General features: G+C 57.8%; 11 protein-coding genes. 10 read left to right on the top strand and 1 reads right to left on the bottom strand.

Annotation, left to right across the window (positions count from 1 at the left end; genetic code table 11):
• The first annotated feature begins 49 nt into the window (after window positions 1-49).
• Window positions 50-1,336 carry an aminopeptidase PepB gene (gene pepB, locus K6R05_RS05095; protein ID WP_161734359.1) on the top strand — a complete coding sequence of 429 codons (1,287 nt, stop codon included), beginning with the start codon at window positions 50-52 and terminating at the stop codon, window positions 1,334-1,336.
• Window positions 1,337-1,382: 46 nt separating this feature from the next.
• Window positions 1,383-2,147 carry an enhanced serine sensitivity protein SseB gene (gene sseB / locus K6R05_RS05100; RefSeq protein ID WP_222925125.1) on the top strand — a complete coding sequence of 255 codons (765 nt, stop codon included), beginning with the start codon at window positions 1,383-1,385 and terminating at the stop codon, window positions 2,145-2,147.
• Between the two features lie 297 nt (window positions 2,148-2,444).
• Here sseB and sseA read toward each other — a convergent pair whose 3' ends face one another.
• Window positions 2,445-3,287: a 3-mercaptopyruvate sulfurtransferase gene (sseA, locus tag K6R05_RS05105; RefSeq protein WP_222925126.1), complete on the bottom strand. Its 843-nt coding sequence runs from the start codon at window positions 3,285-3,287 to the stop codon at window positions 2,445-2,447.
• Between the two features lie 146 nt (window positions 3,288-3,433).
• Here sseA and K6R05_RS05110 point away from each other — a divergent pair, with 146 nt between their 5' ends.
• The 8 genes from K6R05_RS05110 (at window position 3,434) to hisS (ending at window position 16,983) form a co-directional block, all read left to right on the top strand.
• Window positions 3,434-8,326 carry an alpha-2-macroglobulin family protein gene (locus tag K6R05_RS05110; protein WP_222925127.1) on the top strand — a complete coding sequence of 1,631 codons (4,893 nt, stop codon included), beginning with the start codon at window positions 3,434-3,436 and terminating at the stop codon, window positions 8,324-8,326.
• Between the two features lie 12 nt (window positions 8,327-8,338).
• Window positions 8,339-10,663, top strand: coding sequence for a peptidoglycan glycosyltransferase PbpC (pbpC, locus tag K6R05_RS05115; RefSeq protein WP_222925128.1), 2,325 nt, complete (start codon window positions 8,339-8,341; stop codon window positions 10,661-10,663).
• 175 nt (window positions 10,664-10,838) lie between these two features.
• Window positions 10,839-11,270 carry a nucleoside-diphosphate kinase gene (gene ndk / locus K6R05_RS05120; RefSeq protein WP_003848684.1) on the top strand — a complete coding sequence of 144 codons (432 nt, stop codon included), beginning with the start codon at window positions 10,839-10,841 and terminating at the stop codon, window positions 11,268-11,270.
• A gap of 186 nt (window positions 11,271-11,456) precedes the next feature.
• Window positions 11,457-12,626: a dual-specificity RNA methyltransferase RlmN gene (gene rlmN / locus K6R05_RS05125; protein WP_161734349.1), complete on the top strand. Its 1,170-nt coding sequence runs from the start codon at window positions 11,457-11,459 to the stop codon at window positions 12,624-12,626.
• 80 nt (window positions 12,627-12,706) lie between these two features.
• Window positions 12,707-13,441 (top strand): type IV pilus biogenesis/stability protein PilW, encoded by a 735-nt coding sequence (gene pilW / locus K6R05_RS05130; RefSeq protein WP_222925129.1) that lies wholly within the window; start codon window positions 12,707-12,709, stop codon window positions 13,439-13,441.
• On the top strand, window positions 13,431-14,444 hold the full coding sequence (gene rodZ / locus K6R05_RS05135; protein ID WP_222925130.1) for a cytoskeleton protein RodZ: 1,014 nt from the start codon (window positions 13,431-13,433) through the stop codon (window positions 14,442-14,444). The genes pilW and rodZ overlap by 11 nt, the downstream gene beginning before the upstream one ends.
• A 37-nt stretch (window positions 14,445-14,481) precedes the next feature.
• Window positions 14,482-15,603: a flavodoxin-dependent (E)-4-hydroxy-3-methylbut-2-enyl-diphosphate synthase gene (ispG, locus tag K6R05_RS05140; RefSeq protein WP_003848692.1), complete on the top strand. Its 1,122-nt coding sequence runs from the start codon at window positions 14,482-14,484 to the stop codon at window positions 15,601-15,603.
• Window positions 15,604-15,708: 105 nt separating this feature from the next.
• Window positions 15,709-16,983 carry a histidine--tRNA ligase gene (hisS, locus tag K6R05_RS05145; RefSeq protein ID WP_161734343.1) on the top strand — a complete coding sequence of 425 codons (1,275 nt, stop codon included), beginning with the start codon at window positions 15,709-15,711 and terminating at the stop codon, window positions 16,981-16,983.
• The last annotated feature ends 28 nt before the right edge of the window (window positions 16,984-17,011 follow it).

Genomic DNA, 17,011 nt, shown 5'->3' on the forward strand with positions numbered 1-17,011 from the left:
TCATAACAATCAGGCTGGACGAAACAGATAACGATTACGGAGCTTTTCGATGACCACACAACCCATGAACATTACGCTTAGCAGCCAGCCCGCCGATGCGCGCTGGGGCGAAAAAGCGATTCTGAGCAGCAACGACAGCGGCATGACGCTGCATCTCACCGGCGTGGATGCGCTGAATACCATCCAGCGTGCGGCGCACAAAATCGACAGCCAGGGGATCCGCCACGTGGCGCTGACCGGCGAAGGCTGGCACCTGGAGCAGTGCTGGGCATTCTGGCAGGGCTTCCGTGGCCCGAAAGGTCAGCGTCAGGTTGAGTGGCCAGCGCTGGGCGAACATGAGCAGGCGGAGTTTGATCGCCGTCTGAAAATCATCGACTGGGTCCGCAACGTGATTAACCTGCCTGCAGAAGATCTGGGGCCGGAACAGCTGGCGCATACGGCAGTTGATCTGATCAGTGAAGTGGGCGGCAGCGCCGTCAGCTATCGCATTACTAAAGGCGACGATCTGCGTGTTCAGGGCTATATGGGCCTGCACACGGTGGGACGTGGTTCAAATCGCCCGCCGGTTTACCTGGCGCTCGACTACAACCCAACCGGCGATGAGAATGCACAGGTTTACGCCTGTCTGGTCGGTAAAGGCATCACCTTTGATACCGGCGGCTACAGCCTGAAGCAGAGCAGCTTTATGGACTCGATGAAGTCTGACATGGGCGGTGCGGCGACCGTTACTGGTGCACTGGCTATGGCGATTTCGCGTGGTCTGAACAAGCGCGTCAAACTCTACCTCTGCTGTGCCGATAACATGGTCAGCAGCAACGCCTTCAAGCTGGGCGACATCATTCGCTATCGCAACGGCAAATCGGTGGAAGTTATGAACACCGATGCGGAAGGTCGCCTTGTCCTGGCCGACGGTTTAATCGACGCCAGCGAGCAGAACCCGACGCTGATCATCGATGCTGCAACGCTGACCGGCGCGGCCAAGACGGCGCTGGGCAACGACTACCATGCGCTGTTTACCTTTGATGATGTGATGGCGCAGTCGCTGATGGGCAGCGCGGTAAGTGAGAACGAGCCGTTCTGGCGTCTGCCGCTGGCTGAATTCCACCGCAGCCATCTGCCGTCTAACTTCGCCGATCTCAATAACATCGCCAGCCCGTCTCATGCGGCAGGAGCCAGCAGTGCGGCAGCGTTCCTGTCCCATTTCGTGAGCAACTATCAGCAGGGCTGGCTGCACATCGACTGCTCCGCGACCTATCGCAAGGGCGCGGTTGATCAATGGGCGGCGGGTGCTACAGGTCTTGGCGTGCGTACCATCGCCAATCTGTTACTGAAATAAGTAAGGCTCAGCGGTGGCGGATGCCGCCGCTGTTCAGAGGGAAACTATGAACCGTCTTGAAGAGGTGCTGAAGCTGGCAGCCACCGAGCCTGCCCATCGGCCCGAATTTTTCCAACTGCTGCTGGAGTCTGATGTCTTTGTTCCAGGCGAAAGCACCACGCAACAGCTTGATGCCAGCACGCCCGTTGATCTGCAGCACTGGGAAAAAGAGGATGGCAGCAGCATCATTCCTTTTTTCACGTCTGAAGAGGCGATGAGTGAAGCGGTGAGCGGTGAGCAATCCTGGCTGCGTCTGCCGGTCCGGACGCTGTTTGAGATCACACGCGGCGAGACGCTGTTTCTCAATCCCAAACTGCCTTCCGGTAAAGAGTTTACTGCAGCCGAGATCACCCATCTGCTGGCTGAGGAGGGCAGTGCGCTAAGCCAGCAAACCGTGCTGGAAGGCCGACAGTCCCTGCTCTTGTCTGAAGTGGCCGAGCCACCTGCGCAGATGATCGATTCGCTGACGCAGTTGTTCAGTAAGCATAAACAGGTGCGCCGGGCATTTGTCGCCAGTATTCGTGAGCGGGCTGATGAAGCGCCCAATCTGTTGATTGGTATTGAAGCTGACAGCAACATTGAGGCGATTATTCAGGCGGCGGGCAGTGTGGCAACGGACACGCTGCCGGACGATGCACCGATTGATATCTGTGAAGTCACGCTGCACGACCGTGGCATCAGCCACTTCTTTACCGCCCACATCCCGCCATTTTATGAGCGTCGCTGGGGCAGTTTCCTGCGCGACTTCAAGGGCAGTGAGCGGATTATCTGATTCACTTAAAAGAACAGGCGGCTCATGGGCCGCCTCAGACAGTTGATAATCCCGCATCAGGGGAATCTGGCCGCAACGAATAAGCTTAACGCGCAGAGAGCAGGGCCAGAAGAGGAAAGCGTCCCGCGCCATGGACAAAAACGCCAGGCGTTTTTGAACAACGACGCGTAGGCCGAGCGGCCATGGATTGGCTTAAGCGACTTTCCGATCTGACTCTTTTTCCTGTGCAACGTCGGTATTACAGCAGAACGAACCAGGCATTATCAATAAACAGGCGGCTTATCAGCCGCCTGTTTATTATTTTGCAATCGGTAAGTCGTCACGACTGCCCCATTCGCCCCAGGATCCGTCATACAGCGTGACATCCCGAGCGCCCAGCGCCGTCAGCGCCAGAATCAATACCACCGCCGTTACGCCTGAGCCACAGCTGGCGACTACCGGTTGGGTAATATCAACGCCCGCGTCGGCAAACAGCCTGCGCAGCTCCGCTTCCGGCTTAAGTTTTCCCTGCTCAACCAGCGTATTCCACGGCACATTCAGGCTGTTGGGAATATGTCCGCGATGCAGGCCGGGACGCGGTTCGTCCACTTCAGCGTTAAAACGATTAGCGGCACGCGCATCAACAATCTGTGCGCCGCCTTCATGACTGATCAGCAGCACGTCCGTCAGGCGTTTAACCCGGCTTTCATCCGCGTGCGCTTCAAACTCACCTTCCGGGAGATTCACGTTGCCAGTTGCGAGCGCAAAACCGGCTTCTTTCCAGCCCTGCAAACCACCGGCCAGAATTGACACCTGCGCCACGCCAAAGGTTTTGAGCATCCACCAGGCGCGTGGCGCGGAAAAGAGGTTGCCCTCGTCATAGACCACCAGATGCTTATCACTGCTGATGCCCAGCTCGCGCATCGCGACGGCAAAGGTCTCGGCACGTGGCAGCATATGCGGATAAGGGCTGGTGTGATCGGAAAGCGCTTCAATATCAAAGTAAGGGGCGTCGGGTAGATGACCCGCCAGATATTCAGCCTGAACATCGCGAACCGCTTCCATCCCGGGTGGCAACAGACGTGCATCCAGCACCTGAAGCCGCTCATCATTGTAGTGCTCTTGTAACCAGTCGGCGGACACAATCAGTGGCGTCGTCATAACAACCTCATCTCAGCAATCTGTCATACCAGTGTCAGGGAATGTGCGCGCCATCTCAAGAGAAGCGTTGATTAAATGCGAGCATTGATATGAAATTGCGCAGCGTAATTAAACGACACTCCCTGCGTCCCGGTGAAGGAACTACCATGAAGAAACGCACTACCCGGCTGCTGCTCAGTATGCTGATCGGTGGCTCGCTGCTGTCAGCGACCCTGTTACCTGTTTTGCCTCTCCAGGCGGCAGAGGTACCCGCAACCGCCTTGGTCAGCAAACCGCTGACGATTATCGATCTTTCGGAACTGCAGATCGACGGTGCCGCTGCGCTGGTCTTAACCTTCAGCCAGCCACTGGATGACAAACAGGACATCACGCAGAAAGTCAGGCTGACCGACGATAAACAGGGCCGGGTGGATGGCGGCTGGGAACTTGCCGCTAATCGTAAAACGTTGCGCTTCCGCCATCCCGAGCCGTCGCGCCACTTCACCGTCACGGTGGATGCGGGACTGCGTGCGGCCAGCGGTGAGACGCTTGCCGCCGATTACAGTCAGAAAATCGCCACCCGTGATATCCAGCCGATGGTGGGCTTTGCCAGTCGCGGTTCACTGCTGCCGCTGCGTATCACCCAGGGATTGCCGGTGCTGGCGCTGAATGTTGACCAGGTCGATGTCGATTTCTTCCGGATAAAGAATGCCGGCCTGGCGGAATTTCTCTCGCAGTGGAATTACGGCAACAACCTCTCAAGCTGGCAGTCGCAGGAGCTGCTGAAAAGCAGCCAGCTGGTTTATAGCGGACGCTTTGAGCTCAACCCGGCGCGAAACACGCGTGAAAAACTGCAACTGCCGATGAGTGACATCAAGGTGCTTCAGCAGCCCGGCGTCTATCTGGCCGTCATGAAGCAGGCCGGGACTTATCACTACAGCCAGCCCGCCACGCTTTTCACCCTGAGCGATATTGGCCTGTCACTGCACCGCTTCCCGGCTCAGTTCGAACTCTTTGCCCAGAGTCTGGCAAGCGGCCAGCCACTTTCCGGCGTCAGCGTCAGATTGCTGGATGAGAAAGGGCAGGTTCTGCAGAGCGGCACCAGTGACAGCACCGGTCATCTGCGCCTGAAAGCGGATGAAAAAGGTAAGCTCCTGCTGGCCGTGCAGGGTGAACAGACCTCGATGATCGACCTGGCGCGTCCGGCGCTGGATCTCGCTGAGTTTCCGGTTGCCGGACCGCAGGGCTATGACAAACAGCTGTTTGTCTTTGGCCCACGTGATATCTACCGGCCCGGCGAAATCGTCATCGTCAATGCGCTGCTGCGCGATGCCGACGGACATCCGTTGCCCGCCCAGCCGATCAAAGCGGAGCTGGTGCAGCCTGACGGCCAGGTGATGCGGACCTTTGTCTGGCAGTCTGAAGCGGGATTCTACCAGCAGCGACTGGCGCTGCCCGCGTCGGCCATGACCGGCGACTGGATGCTGCGACTGAATACCGGCGATAACCTCAAGCGCGAGTGGAAGTTTCACGTCGAAGATTTTCTGCCGGAGCGTATGGCGTTAACCCTGAAAAATGACCCTCAGCCACAGGCCGCTGATGCCAGTGTTGAATTCGGCATTGAAGGTCGCTATCTCTATGGCGCCCCAGCAGCAGGTAACACGCTACAGGGTCAACTCTATCTGCGACCGGCACGCGAGGCGGTGACTGCACTGCCAGGCTACCAGTTTGGTGACATCACCGAAGAGGGATTAAAGCGCACGCTGGATGAGGTGGACCTCAAGCTCGATGCCAGCGGTAAAGCACAACTCACGGTAGAAAATCAGTGGGATCAGCTGCACTCCCCGCTTAACCTGATCCTGCAGGCCAGCCTGCTGGAGACCGGCGGACGTCCGGTCACCCGTCGTGCCACCCAGGCCATCTGGCCCGCTGACGCCCTGCCGGGTATCCGGCCGCTGTTTGGTAACAAGGCGGTTTATGACTACCGCAGTGACAGCTATCACGATGAGCCTACCGTGCCGGAACAGAGCCTGGCCGAATTCGACATTGTTTATGCCAACAGTCAGGGCAAAAAACTGGCAGCGGACAAGCTGGATGTGCGCCTGATCCGTGAGCGCCGCGATTACTACTGGAGCTTCTCTGACAGCGAAGGCTGGCAGTCGCAGTATAGCGACAAGGATCTGCAGGAAGATGAACGCGCCATCTCTATCCCGGCAGATGGCAGCACCAAAGTCAGCTTCCCGGTCGAGTGGGGCCACTACCGGCTGGAAGTGCAGGCGGGCGAGAAGATCGTCAGCAGCGTCCGGTTCCAGGCGGGTTATGACTGGCAGGATAACACCAACGGCACAGGTGCATTGCGTCCCGATCAGGTCAGACTGAAGCTGGACAAAGCCGCTTACCAGCCGGGCGATACCGTGCACCTGCAGGTCGAATCACCGGCGGCCGGTAAAGGTTACCTGATGGTGGAGTCGAGCAGCGGCACGCTCTGGTGGCAGCCGTTGACCGTACCAAAGGGCGGCACAACGGTGGATGTGCCGGTGGCTGAGAGCTGGCAGCGGCACGATCTCTACTTCAGCGCTATTGTGGTGCGTGACGGCGATAAGGTCAGCGGCGCAACACCCAAACGCGCGGTAGGGCTATTGCACCTGCCGATGGCGACTGAAGCACGTCGCTTAAACCTGACGCTTGCGGCACCCGATAAAATTCGCCCGGAGCAACGCCTGACGGTCAACATTCACGCCAGTCGTGACGGCGGTCCGCTACCAGAAAAAGTGAATGTGCTCCTGTCCGCGGTGGACAGTGGTGTACTGAGCGTGACGGATTATAAAACCCCCGATCCGTGGCAGGCTTTCTTTGGCCGTAAACGCTACAACGTCGATCAGTATGACGTCTTTGGTCAGTTGATCGAAGGCGGCGGCCGGCTTGCGGCACTGCGTTTTGGTGGTGATGGCGAGGATGAATCGATGACGCGCGGCGGTAAAAAACCGGTGACGCACGTCAATATCGTCGCACAGCAGTTACAGGCGGTGACGCTGGATAAAGAGGGCAACGGATCGATTACGCTGCCGATCCCGGCGTTTAACGGCGAACTGCGACTGATGACCCAGGCATGGAGCGATGACAGCTTCGGCGCGGCCGAACGCAAACTGGTGGTTGCGGCGCCGCTGATCAGCGAACTGGCCACCCCGCGCTTCCTGGCCAGCGGTGACTCGGCATCTCTGGCGCTGGATCTCACTAACCTGACCGATCTGCCGCAAACCCTGAAGGTGGATCTCTCCAGCAGTGGCCTGGTGGATCTGGCCGGTGCTGCCAGCCAGAGCGTCACGCTGGCTAAAGGTGCACGCAGCACGTTGCAGATTCCGGTCACGGCGAAAATGGGTTTTGGTGATGGCGAGATCACCGTACAGATTTCCGGTCTGAACCTGCCGGGTGAGCAGGTTAAGCCCGGCAGACAGCAGTGGAAAATTGGCGTCAGACCGCCTTATCCGGCGCAGACGCTGAACTTTGATGCCGTGATCAGCCCCGATCAGCCCTGGGAGGTCGCGGCGGCGGCGCTTACGGGGCTGGATGCACAAACCCTGAGCGGACAGCTGACGCTGAGCAATCGTCCGCCGCTGAATATCGCCAGCTATATCAGTGCGCTTTATGCCTATCCCTACGGCTGTCTGGAGCAGACTACCAGCGGGCTCTGGCCTTCGCTCTATACCAGTCATGCTGAGCTGACCGCGATGGGCATTAAAACCAGCAGCGATGAAGCACGACGGGCCGCCGTCGACACCGGTATTGCCCGTCTGGCCGGGATGCAGCGCGCTAACGGCAGCTTCGGGCTGTGGGATAAACAAGGTGAAGAGGAGTTCTGGCTGACACCTTACGTGACGGACTTCCTGCTTCGCGCCAGCGAGGTGGGCTATGCGCTGCCGGATAATGTGGTGGAGCGCGCTAATGCACGGCTGCTGCGCTATCTGCAGGATCCCTCGCAGATAAGCGGCGGCGGTGATAACAATGCCGCGCTGCAGTTCAGCGTACAGGCTTACGCCGGACTCGTGCTGGCGCGTCAGCAGCGTGCGCCACTGGGTGCGCTGCGTGCATTGTATGAAAAACGAGAGAAAGCTCGTTCCGGCCTGGCGCTGATGCAGCTTGGTGTAGCGCTGAAGCTGATGGGTGACGGACAGCGTGCACAGCAGGCGATCATGCAGGGAGCTACGCTGACGCGTTCAGACAACGAGTGGTATGGCGACTACGGCAGCACGGTGCGCGATCAGGGGATGATGATTGCCCTGTTAGCAGAAAATAAGCTGCAGCCGGATTTGCAAAATAGTCTGCTGCTGTCCCTGTCCAAAGAGGTCAACGGCAAACGCTGGTTCTCGACGCAGGAAAATAATGCACTTTATCTGGCAGCACACACTCTGCAACGTGCACAGGGCGGAAGCTGGCAGGCGCTATTATCGGGCAATCCTGAACCTCTGCAGGGCGATGCGCCACTGAATAAAGGGCTGGCGGCTGAACGCCTGTTGCAGGGCTTAGCCATCCGTAACCCGGGCAGTGCACCGCTGTATGGTCGTCTGGATGTGACAGGCTATCCGCTGACCGCCCCACAGCCGGAGAGCAATGTGCTCGGGATAAAACGTGAATACTTCACCCTGGATGGCAAAGCCGCCGATCTCAGTAATCTGCGCAGCGGGGAGTTGCTGGTAGTGCGTCTGACCGTTTCGTCAAAGCGCAGCATCAATGATGCGCTGGTGGTGGATCTGCTGCCTGCCGGTCTGGAGCTGGAAAACCAGAATCTGGCCGACAGCAGCGCCAGCCTCGGTGACAGTGCGGATGCGCTGAAGGAGAGCATGGGCGACATGCAGCAGGCCGACATTAAACACATTGAGTTCCGCGACGATCGCTTTGTCGCGGCACTGGCGGTGGATACTTATCGTCCCGCAACGCTGGTCTATCTGGCGCGGGCGGTCACGCCGGGTCGCTTCCTGGTGCCGCCTCCACAGGTGGAGTCGATGTATGTGCCGGAGTGGCGCGCCACCGGCAGCACGCCGTCGCAGTTGCATATTCAGTAAGTGACGCGACGCGTGTTAAAACCTCGCACCCTTAAAAAGGGGTGGCTCGTGCTGCCGCTTTTTTTTCTGGGTTTATGGCTGGCGACGTGGGGACTGGATCGGCTGTTTCCGCTTCCGCTTAAACAGGTGCAGCCTGCACGGGTCATTGTGGCCAGCGACGGTACGCCGCTGTGGCGCTTTGCTGACAGCAAGGGTATCTGGCGCTATCCGGTCACGCCAGAGGAGGTGGCACCGGCTTATCTGCAGGCGCTGCTGACCTATGAAGATCGCTGGTTCTGGTATCACCCCGGCATCAACCCTCTGGCCCTGCTGCGTGCCGCCTGGCAGGATTTGCGTCATCAGAGTGTGATTTCCGGCGGCAGCACCCTGACTATGCAGGTGGCGCGCCTTATCGACCCGCAACCCCGCACGTTGCGGGGCAAGCTGATTCAGGCGTGGCGTGCGCTGCAGCTGGAGTGGCATCTTTCCAAACGTGACATCCTGACGCTCTATCTTAACCGTGCGCCCTTTGGCGGTACGCTGGAAGGGGTGGGCGCAGCAAGCTGGAGCTGGCTGGGAAAAGCGCCGTCACAGCTGACACCAGGCGAAGCGGCGCTGCTGGCCGTGTTGCCGCAGGCACCCAGCCGTCTGCGGCCCGATCGCTGGCCTGAACGGGCGGAAGCCGCTCGCAATAAAGTGCTGGATCGACTGGCGCAATACCGCATCTGGTCCGCTGAACAGGTGGCGGAAATCCGTCAGGAGCCGGTGTGGCTGCCGCCGCGCCAGATGCCGCAGATGGCACCGCTGCTGGCCCGGCGACTGCTGTCGAGCAGCCGCAGCGATAAGATTGTCTCTACGCTCGATCCTTCACTGCAGCGCGAACTGGAAAGCCTGGCGCTGAACGTTAAAAATCAGCTGCCGCCGCGCACCTCACTGGCCATGCTGGTGGTGGATCACACCACCATGGCGGTTCGTGGCTACGTCGGCTCGGCTGACTTTACTGATGACAGCCGTTTTGGTCATGTGGATATGATCGCCAGCGTGCGCTCGCCAGGTTCGGTGTTAAAACCCTTTATTTACGGCATGGCGCTGGACGAAGGGCTGATTCATGCCGAATCGCTGCTGCAGGATGTGCCGCGTCGCTTTGGTGATTACCGGCCCGGCAACTTTGACACCGGTTTTCACGGACCGGTCAGCGCCAGTGAGGCGCTGGTACGCTCCCTGAATCTGCCCGCCGTTCAGCTGCTGGAAGCACTAGGGCCAAAAAACGTCGCGGCGCGGCTGCGTAATGTGGGGCTGAATTTACGTTTTCCGCCTGGCGCGGAACCCAATCTTTCGCTGATTCTTGGCGGCACCGGGGCGCGCATGGATGAGATCGTGGCAGCCTACAGCGCCTTTGCCCGTCACGGCAATGCCGCTCAGCTGCGCTGGATGCCCGATCAACCGTTGCAGCAACGGCCGCTGCTATCAAAGGAATCGGCGTGGATCATCCGGCGTATCCTCGCAGGCGAAGCGCAGCCTGCCGGTAATGGCAGCGTACCCGACGTGGTGCCGCTGGCCTGGAAGACCGGCACCAGCTACGGCTATCGCGACGCCTGGTCGGTGGGTATCAATCCTCGCTATCTGATCGGCGTCTGGGTCGGGCGCCCGGATGCCACTCCGGTTGCCGGGCAGTTTGGTTTCGCCTCTGCTGTGCCGATTATGAATCAGATTAACAGCATGCTGATGAGCCGACTCGGCAGGCGTGACGTGCCAAGCGATCCGCGTCCGGCCTCGGTCACGGTAGCGACCCTCTGCTGGCCTGGTGGTCAGCCGCTGCCCGCCGGAGATGAAAACTGTCGTCAGCGGCGGCAAAGCTGGGTCGCCTCAGACACTCTGCCGCCAACGCTGCTGGCACCGGGTCAGGAGAGCCTCAGCGGATTACGCCTGAGTTACTGGCAGAATGCGCAGGGACTGCGCGTTGCCGCTGACTGCCCCGGCGCCACCCGTCACGAACGGCTGGTCTGGCCGCTGCCGCTGGAAGCCTGGCTGCCGCCTCAGGAGCGGCGGGCGCAGCGTCTGCCAGCTGTTGATACGCACTGTCCACCGCTACAGCAGGGCAGCAGTGCACCGCTGATCGTCACCGGCGTCATTGAGGGACAAATCGTTAAGCCACTGCCGGGCAACAGTGCACTGACGATCCCGGTCGCGGTGCAGGGAGGGCAGGGCGCGCAGCGCTGGTGGTTCCTGAATGGTGAGCCTCTCACGACGCAAAACGCCGCAGAGATGTCGCTGCATCTTGATCATCCAGGCGAGTATCAGCTGGTGGTGATGGATGAAGAGGGCCAGCTTGTCTCGGTCAACTTCAGTCGGGGATGATGGTTTTCTGCGCTAAATCATAACTGAAGCGCATCCGCTTCGACTCAGATCAAGAATTTTCAACAAATTAGGGATCTCTGATAGGCAATGCCGGACTCAGCCCCTATAATCGGCGCCGTTTATTAACCGGGGCGGACGCCACCGGTTTCTTCAGAACGTCAAGACAGAGGTCATCATGGCAATCGAACGTACTTTTTCTATCATCAAGCCAAACGCCGTCGCTAAAAATGTGATTGGTGCTATCTACAACCGTTTTGAAAGCGCAGGTTTCAAAATCGTTGGCGCTAAAATGCTGCAGCTGAGCAAAGAGCAGGCTGAAGGCTTTTACGCTGAGCACCAGGGCAAGCCATTCTTCGATGGTCTGGTTGAATTCATGACCTCTGGCCCGGTTGTTGTTTCCGTGCTGGAAGGTGAAAATGCCGTTCAGCGTCACCGTGACCTGATGGGTGCCACTAACCCGGCAAACGCACTGGCTGGCACTCTGCGTGCTGACTACGCTGACAGCTTCACCGAAAACGCGACCCACGGTTCAGATTCAGCGGAATCTGCTGCCCGTGAAATCGCTTATTTCTTCGGCGAAAACGAAATCTGCCCACGTACTCGTTAATCGCCCGGCGATAAACGTTACAGCGGCTTTACAAAAATCTGCGTAGGGGAGGTCACTCCCGCCTGTTATCAGGCCGCAGATGTTGTACAATATTGCGCCTTCATTGACATCGCTTAATGAAGGCGCAATTTTTTCACCTATCCCTGAACAGCGCCATAACGTGTAACAACGAGGCCAGAGAATATTATGTCCGAACAGATTGTGACGTCCGCGTCCGCATCCCCTATTGTCGTCTCCCCCAAAAACCAGAAAATTAACCTGCTGGATCTCAACCGTCAGCAGATGCGCGAATTCTTCCTGTCGCTGGGTGAAAAGCCGTTCCGCGCCGATCAGGTCATGAAGTGGATTTATCACTACTGCTGCGATGATTTCGAGCAGATGACCGACATCAACAAAAAGCTGCGTAACCGGCTAATGGAGCTGACGGAGATCCGCGCACCAGAAGTGGCGGAAGAGATGCGCTCTACCGACGGCACCATCAAATGGGCCATTCGTGTAGGTGACCAGCTGGTGGAAACGGTCTACATCCCGGAAGGCGACCGCGCTACGCTCTGTGTTTCGTCACAGGTGGGGTGTGCGCTGGAGTGTAAATTCTGTTCGACCGCACAGCAGGGCTTTAACCGTAACCTGCGGGTGTCAGAAATTATTGGTCAGGTGTGGCGTGCGGCGAAAATTGTCGGCGCAGCGAAAATCACCGGCCAGCGTCCTATCACCAACGTGGTGATGATGGGCATGGGTGAGCCGCTGCTCAACCTCAATAACGTGGTCCCGGCGATGGAGATCATGCTGGATGACTTCGGCTTTGGTCTGTCGAAGCGTCGCGTGACCCTCTCTACTTCAGGTGTTGTTCCTGCGCTGGATAAACTGGGCGATATGATTGACGTCGCGCTGGCCATTTCCCTGCATGCGCCGAACGATAAGCTGCGTGATGATATCGTGCCGATCAACAAAAAGTACAATATCGAAACCTTCCTGGCGGCGGTGAAACGCTACATTGGTAAATCCAACGCCAATCAGGGACGTGTGACCATTGAGTACGTGTTGCTGGATCATGTCAACGACAGCACCGACGATGCGCATGAACTTGCCGCATTACTGAAAGAAACACCGTGTAAAATCAACCTGATTCCATGGAACCCCTTCCCGGGTGCGCCGTATGGCCGTAGCTCAAACAGCCGCATTGATCGTTTCTCCAAGGTGCTGATGGACTATGGTTTTACCACCATCGTGCGTAAAACCCGTGGCGACGATATTGATGCCGCCTGTGGTCAGTTAGCCGGAGAAGTGATCGACCGTACTAAGCGAACGCTGCGTAAAAAAATGGCGGGTGAAGCCATATCTGTGAAGGCTCTCTAGAAGAGTGGCAGAGTGCGTTTCCTGAAGTGATGACGCGTGGCAGGCTGCAGCCTGTCAACGTCAACCGGATGGAAACGATTATGCGTAACGGATTACCTGCTGCTTTACTGGCGCTGTTTGTTGTAAGCGGGTGTGTCAGCCAGCCATACGAACCTGGCGCTGAAGAGGTGCGGCTGCAGTTAGGGATGCACTATCTGGCCGGTGGAGACTATACCGCAGCTGAGCGAAACTTTCTGCGTGCACAGGCCGCCGCGCCCGAGGACTACCGGGTCTCGCTTGCACTGGCACGGCTGGCGCAGCAGCAGGGTAATCAGACAGCGGCGCAGGCACGGTTTATACTGGCACAGCAGCAGGCCCCGGATAATGGTTTTGTTGCTAACAATTACGGTGCGTTTCTCTGCGCTTTAAGGCAGTATGACGAAGCGCATCAACAGTTTAGTCGGGCAGGCGCTGCACCTCAGTTTGATGCACGTAATGACACGCGTGAACTGGCAGGGTTTTGTTATCTGCAGGCGGGCGATGTTGCCACTGCCCGCAGGACGTTACGCCAGGCCCTTGAGGCCGACAGACGCAAAGCGGATTCGTTGCTGTCGGAAGCTGAAAAGCTGATGGCAGATAACCAACTGGCAAAGGTGCAGGTTTTGCTCGACGTTTACCAGCAACAGCTGCCCGAAACGGCACGAAGTCTGGCGTTACACTTACGTTTCGCCGCGCTACAGGGAAATGCCGCTGACGTTTCACGTTATGGCGACCAGTTAGCGCGACGTTTTCCGCAATCGATACAGTACCAGCGTTATTTAGCTAATGAATACTGAAGCCACTCAAGAAAACTCTGCATTACATTCAACAGGTGAACGCCTGCGTCTGGCCCGTGAGCAGATGGGGCTGACGCAGCAGAACGTCGCTGAGCGCCTGTGCCTGAAACTCTCTACCGTGCGTGACATTGAGGAAGACAAATCGCCTGCCGATTTAGCCTCTACGTTCCTGCGCGGCTACATTCGTTCTTACGCGCGTCTGGTGCACATTCCTGAAGAGGAACTGCTGCCAATGATGGCGAAACAGACACCGGTTCGGGCTGCAAAAATCGAACCGATGCAAAGTTTCTCACTGGGTAAGCGCCGCAAAAAACGCGACGGCTGGCTGATGATTTTCACCTGGCTGGTCGTGTTTGTGGTGGTGGGTCTGACCGGCGCCTGGTGGTGGCAGAATCATAAAGCGTCGCAGGATGATCTGGTGCCGATGACCGATCAGAACAGCAGCAGTGATAACGGTCAGTCGATTCCGCTGGGTGAATCCAGCGGTGACAGCGTGGCACCTGCCGCGCCTGACGAAAGCAATACCACGACCCGCGATAACAGTGCGGCCAGCACGCCAGCGAGTACGGCTCCGGCCGCCAGCGCCAGCAATGGCGCGACTGCTGCACAGCAGGACACCAGCAGCAATGCGGTGGTGTCGCCGAGTCAGGCTCCTGTGGAAAACACGGCGGCTGCGCCTGCAGCCACCCAGTCCGGTACCAGCACATCACCTCAGATGCCAGTCGGCGCAGCCGCGGTCAGTGAACCGGCTGCTGACCCTAACGCAGTGGTCATGACTTTTAACGCCGACTGCTGGCTGGAAGTGAGTGATGCCACCGGCAAAAAACTGTTCAGCGGTATTCAGCGCAGTGGTGGTAAACTCAGCCTGGCAGGAACGCCTCCGTATCGTCTGAAAATTGGCGCGCCGTCCGCGGTTCAGGTGCAATATCAGAATCAGCCCGTTGATTTAAGCCGTTTTATCCGTAATAACCAGGTTGCTCGCCTGACGTTGGGTGCGCAATAACAGCGTATCGCGTACCGGGCAATTGTGGAGAAGAAATATGCATAACGAAGCACCCATTATCCGCCGTAAATCCAAACGCATTTACGTCGGCAAGGTGCCGGTCGGTGACGGCGCGCCAATCGCCGTACAGTCGATGACCAACACCCGCACCACTGACGTGGAAGCGACGGTAAATCAGATCAAAGCCCTTGAGCGAGTCGGTGTCGACATCGTTCGTATCTCGGTGCCTACCATGGATGCCGCAGAAGCGTTCAGGCTGATCAAACAGCAGGTGAACGTCCCGCTGGTTGCAGATATTCATTTTGACTACCGCATCGCCCTGAAAGTCGCCGAATATGGCGTTGACTGCCTGCGCATCAATCCCGGTAACATCGGGAACAATGAGCGCATCCGTATGGTGGTCGACTGCGCACGCGACAATAATATTCCGATCCGAATTGGCGTAAACGCCGGTTCGCTGGAAAAAGATCTGCAGGAGAAGTATGGCGAGCCGACGCCACAGGCGCTGCTGGAATCCGCCATGCGCCACGTCGATCATCTCGACCGTCTTAACTTCGATCAATTCAAAGTCAGCGTAAAAGCGTCAGATGTCTTCCTCGCCGTTGAATCTTATCGTCTGCTGGCGAAACAGATCGAACAGCCTCTGCATCTCGGCATTACCGAAGCGGGTGGCGCACGTGCGGGCGCGGTGAAATCGGCGATTGGCCTGGGACTGCTGCTGTCAGAAGGGATCGGCGATACGCTACGCATCTCGCTGGCGGCCGATCCAGTTGAAGAAGTCAAAGTCGGTTTCGATATCCTGAAGTCACTGCGCATTCGTTCTCGCGGTATCAACTTCATCGCCTGTCCGACCTGCTCACGTCAGGAGTTTGACGTCATCGGTACGGTCAACGCGCTTGAGCAGCGTCTGGAAGATCTCATCACGCCGATGGACGTCTCCATTATCGGCTGCGTAGTCAACGGACCGGGCGAAGCGACCCTCTCTACGCTGGGCGTGACCGGCGGCAGCAAGAAGAGCGGTTTCTACGAAGATGGTGTGCGTCAGCGCGATCGTCTCGACAACAATGACATGATCGATCAGCTGGAAGCGCGCATTCGTGCCAAAGCGTCGATGCTGGATGCCAGCCGCCGTATTGATGTTCAGCATCTGGAAAAATAATGGCGTGCGCGGCCTGCGTACGTGACTTTTTTGACTGAACCTGTGCGGTTTCATCCTCATAAGGTATGATGCCGGACAGGTTTTTTTGCATTAAGAGATTTTAACGTGGCGAAGAATATACAGGCAATTCGCGGGATGAACGACTACCTGCCTGCGGATACTGCCCTCTGGCAACGGATTGAAGGCGTTCTCAAGCAGACGCTGGCGAGCTACGGTTACAGCGAAATTCGCTTACCGCTGGTGGAGCAAACCCCACTGTTTAAACGCGCCATCGGTGAAGTCACCGATGTGGTTGAAAAAGAGATGTATACCTTTGATGACCGCAACGGTGAAAGCCTGACGCTGCGTCCGGAAGGCACGGCAGGCTGCGTGCGCGCCGGTATCGAACACGGTTTACTCTACAACCAGGAACAGCGCCTGTGGTACATGGGACCCATGTTCCGCTATGAGCGTCCGCAGAAAGGCCGCTATCGTCAGTTCTATCAGATTGGCGTGGAAGTGTTTGGTCTGCAGGGACCGGACATTGATGCTGAACTGATCATGCTGAATGCCCGCTGGTGGAAAGCCCTGGGTATCTCTGAGCACGTTCGCCTGGAACTCAACTCTATCGGTTCACTGGAAGCACGCGCGCATTATCGTGACGCACTGGTTGCCTTCCTTGAGCAGCACAAAGCGGTGCTGGACGAGGATTGCAAACGCCGCATGTACAGTAACCCGATGCGCGTTCTCGACAGTAAAAATCCCGAGGTTCAGCAACTGCTGAATGATGCGCCACAGCTTGGCGACTATCTGGATGACGAGTCTCGCGAGCACTTCAGCGGCCTGTGTGCGCTGCTGGATGACGCTGGCATCAGCTACACAGTCAATCAGCGTCTGGTACGCGGCCTGGATTATTACAACCGCACCGTGATTGAGTGGGTCACCGATAGCCTGGGTTCACAGGGCACGGTGTGTGGCGGCGGTCGCTACGATGGCCTGGTTGAGCAGCTTGGTGGTCGTGCAACACCTGCCGTGGGTTTCGCCATGGGCATGGAGCGTCTGGTGTTGCTGGTTCAGGCGGTTAATCCTGAATTTGAACCGACGAGCAATGTGGATGTCTATGTTATCGCTTCAGGTCAGGGCGTGCAGTCTGCTGCGATGCAACTGGCTGAGAAATTGCGTGATGAAGCGCCGGAACTGAGGCTGATGACTAACTTTGGCGGCGGCAACTTTAAGAAGCAATTTGCCCGTGCTGACAAGTGGGGCGCACGCGTTGCCCTGGTGTTAGGCGAAGATGAAGTCAAAGCCGGTCAGGTCGTGATTAAAGATCTGCGCCGTGGCGAGCAGCAAACGCTGGATCAGGCAGAGGCTGCTGCTGTATTACGCACGCTGTTACAGTAAGCGTGACACAGCACCAACCATAGAAAGG

Source organism: Pantoea alfalfae, assembly GCF_019880205.1.
GTDB classification, from domain to species: Bacteria; Pseudomonadota; Gammaproteobacteria; order Enterobacterales; family Enterobacteriaceae; genus Pantoea; species Pantoea alfalfae.